The organism is Candidatus Infernicultor aquiphilus, from assembly GCF_002784285.1.
Lineage (GTDB): Bacteria > Atribacterota > Phoenicimicrobiia > Phoenicimicrobiales > Phoenicimicrobiaceae > Infernicultor > Infernicultor aquiphilus.
On sequence record NZ_PFKO01000133.1, the window covers coordinates 1 to 2,879 of the forward strand.

3 protein-coding genes are annotated in these 2,879 nt (G+C 28.8%); all 3 read left to right on the forward strand.

The window, feature by feature from the left end; all coding sequences use genetic code 11:
• Nucleotides 1–146: 146 nt before the first annotated feature.
• The 3 genes from COZ07_RS03700 (at nt 147) to COZ07_RS03710 (ending at nt 2,430) form a co-directional block, all read left to right on the forward strand.
• Nucleotides 147–1,667, forward strand: a complete 1,521-nt coding sequence (locus tag COZ07_RS03700; RefSeq protein ID WP_406607240.1) for a hypothetical protein — start codon at nt 147–149, stop codon at nt 1,665–1,667.
• Nucleotides 1,668–1,864: 197 nt separating this feature from the next.
• A complete protein-coding gene (locus COZ07_RS03705; RefSeq protein WP_406607241.1) occupies nt 1,865–2,251 on the forward strand; it encodes a YiiX/YebB-like N1pC/P60 family cysteine hydrolase in 387 nt (128 codons plus the stop codon).
• Nucleotides 2,252–2,286: 35 nt separating this feature from the next.
• Entirely contained in the window at nt 2,287–2,430 is a 144-nt protein-coding gene (locus COZ07_RS03710) for a hypothetical protein (protein WP_406607242.1), read from the forward strand.
• Nucleotides 2,431–2,879: the final 449 nt, after the last annotated feature.

Consider the following 2,879-nt stretch of genomic DNA (forward strand, 5'->3'; position numbering starts at 1 on the left):
TAGAAATATTTTTAAAGACATATAAAGATTTTAAAAAAAATGAATAACTTAAAAGAAAATTTACTTCAAATTTTTACATTTGATGTAACAGGAAGTTGTTTTATCACATTAAAAAAAGAATAAGAATTTAGCGAAGAGAGGAAAGCATGATAATAGGTAAGATATATGATTTTTTAATACTTCATTTTATTGAACCTCTTGCTAAATTAAATAATTTTCCAAATATAATTCAAGGGATAGGATTAGCCCTATTAACCATTCTAATTCCTTTAGCTATAGCAGTTTTAGCGGATATATATCAAAAGAGAAAGGATAAGGAAAAGGAATTTGTATATCTAGATCTCCATGTTATTTTAGATAATGTTTTTAATATTAAATTACTTATTTTATCCGTTTTTTTAATATTTCTTCCAATGTTTTTTTGGGAAATTCTAACAGGTCTATATAAATTGATTGCTGTCCCTTTTATTTTTATTGGTATAATATTACTTGTAAATATCATATTCAAAGTTTCTCATTGGGTTAAGGGAAATATATTTGAATTTAGATTCTCTTATTTGCGAAAGTTAAATAGATATAATGATCTTGAAATTGTATGGAGCTCTATATGGCAAGTTAAAAATATAAATATTCACAACGAACAAAAATTTTGTAATTTATTTTTTTCAAAAATTGATCAGTTGATAGAGTCACCAAAAAATAGTTTTAAAATCACTTCTCAGCTTCTGAATGATTTTTATAATTTTATAAATGGACGCTCAATTACATTATTAGCAGAACTAGAAATCACTTTGCCCAAAATTTTAGAATGGCATTTTAAGATGTGGCAAAAAAAATATACATATTTTATCAAAAAAGACAAAGTAAAAGAGTTGGGTAGTTTTAGTCAAATCTCAAGAATATTAGATTTTATTTTAACCAACATAGAAGAACGTTCTTTAAAAGGAATAGAAGCTTTTTCTTTTTTTAATCATTTTAGAAGGCATGTAGAAAATTATAAGAAAGAATTTATTGAGAGTGATAAGAAACATTATTATATTAGTTCTTTATTTAACATTTTTTACCGAGTGTTTTTTAAAAATATAGCAAAATCTTCGGAAAGCGATTCTATTTGGGAGAATTGTTTTCCAAAAGAATGGAAGATCACTAAGAATAATCTAGAGAACAAGGAAAATATTATATCAAAAATATCATTAAATGAATTTTTACATTGGACTCAAATGAGAATGTGGAAATTGGAAGAAAACTTCGATAGGGATTTAGATGAAGTATCAAGAAATCTTTTTCCAGACGTAGAACCTATTTTATGGAGCAGGATTTTAATTTTTATTTTCTCACCGCATGGTGACAATAGAATGAAATTTGTTTTAGAACGATCGTGGACTTTTGGTTCTATGGGGAGATTTAGAACATATTCTGGAGATATTGAAGCTAGCAAAGAAGAATCTAGAAGAAAAATGGATGAAGCAATGCAATTAGCAGAGGAAGCGGAGAAGAAAAACACTTTTGAATTAGCTTACTTATTATTTAAAGAAAATTTTTCAAAAGAAAATTTAGAGAAATATATTAAATCGCTACAAGAGCTTAAATATAAGGAAAATTCCGAAAAAGAAAATAAAAGATTGGAGCTCCTAAATATTTTTAATGAGATGATGAAACTCTCATGACAGGTGAAAATGTTATAGGTAAGGTTCCTCTGACAATAGAATATTAAAAGAATAAATTTGTACACGTCAATGGATGTGGAATCAAACTTCACAACTTCACAAAATCTAAAACGCAGAAATGCAAATTTGTGAAATCTAACAAAATGACTCCTTAAATAAAAGTATTGCTGAATATCAACAGAAATTGAGGTGATTCTATGGGTATTTTACTTGAACCGGGAGATATCTTCCTTACACGAGGTTATGGTTTAATAAGTAAAGCAATTCGCTTTTTCACCAGGTCTATAGGCGAAAAACGAACCAAGGTCAATCATGTTGGTTTAGTTGTTCAAAGAGGTGATATGAAAACTGCCATAGTAGTAGAGGCGCTATATAAGGTAATGCACCATAAACTTTGGTCTCAATATGGCTCACCCAAGAAAGATTTTGTAGCCGTCTATCGCGCTACCAATCTTACAGCAGAACAAGTCAAAGATATTGTTGATGAAGCCGAAAAACAAGTTGGCAAGAAATATGGCTATTGTATGATTGTCGCTCATTTAAAAGACTGGCTATTTTTGGAATATATCTCTTTAGACGATTGATTCCTGGTAATAAATACCCGATATGCTCATGGGTTGTGGCTGATGCTTTTGCGAAGGTTGGTAAGGATTTTGGTGTTGAGGTAGGCATGGCAACCCCAGATGATATTTGGGATTTTATTGAAAAAAACACAGAAAAATATAAAGAGATACATCCACTCAAACTGTTGAGTCAGGAATAATGTAGTTTTCACATTTGACATAAAATTACACTAAGTAGAATAATATATAAGACATTTGGAGTTGTTCTCTGAAAAACAGTCAGCTTTCCTTTCCGTAGGAACAGGGTTGTTCCTATTTATGAATTGAAATTTTGTGTTTTTATTTTTGACAAAAAGAAGTTATTTTTTTATGTAAATATTTTTGGCTAACAAGTGGCTGAAGTCGAACTGGTAAATCTGCTGCCTTCTTCTTTGTTAACTGCTTAGCCGTATCGTTAGTCTATAAAAAATACATATAAAGTATCAATATTTAGGTATTTTTGTTACTTTAAGTATAAAATACTTGAAATTGAGGTAAAAATGTTGTATTATAGGTATGCGGATTTTAAAAAAGCATGTGAGAATGATAAAAATAAACCAATCAAGGTTGATGCTTATGAATTTACATCTATGTATAAATTGGGGTATAT

Coding starts and splice junctions, on each gene's coding strand:
- COZ07_RS03700 (WP_406607240.1), top strand. CDS start 147: ATGATAATAGGTAAGATATATGATTTTTTAATACTTCATTTTATTGAA.
- COZ07_RS03705 (WP_406607241.1), top strand. CDS start 1,865: ATGGGTATTTTACTTGAACCGGGAGATATCTTCCTTACACGAGGTTAT.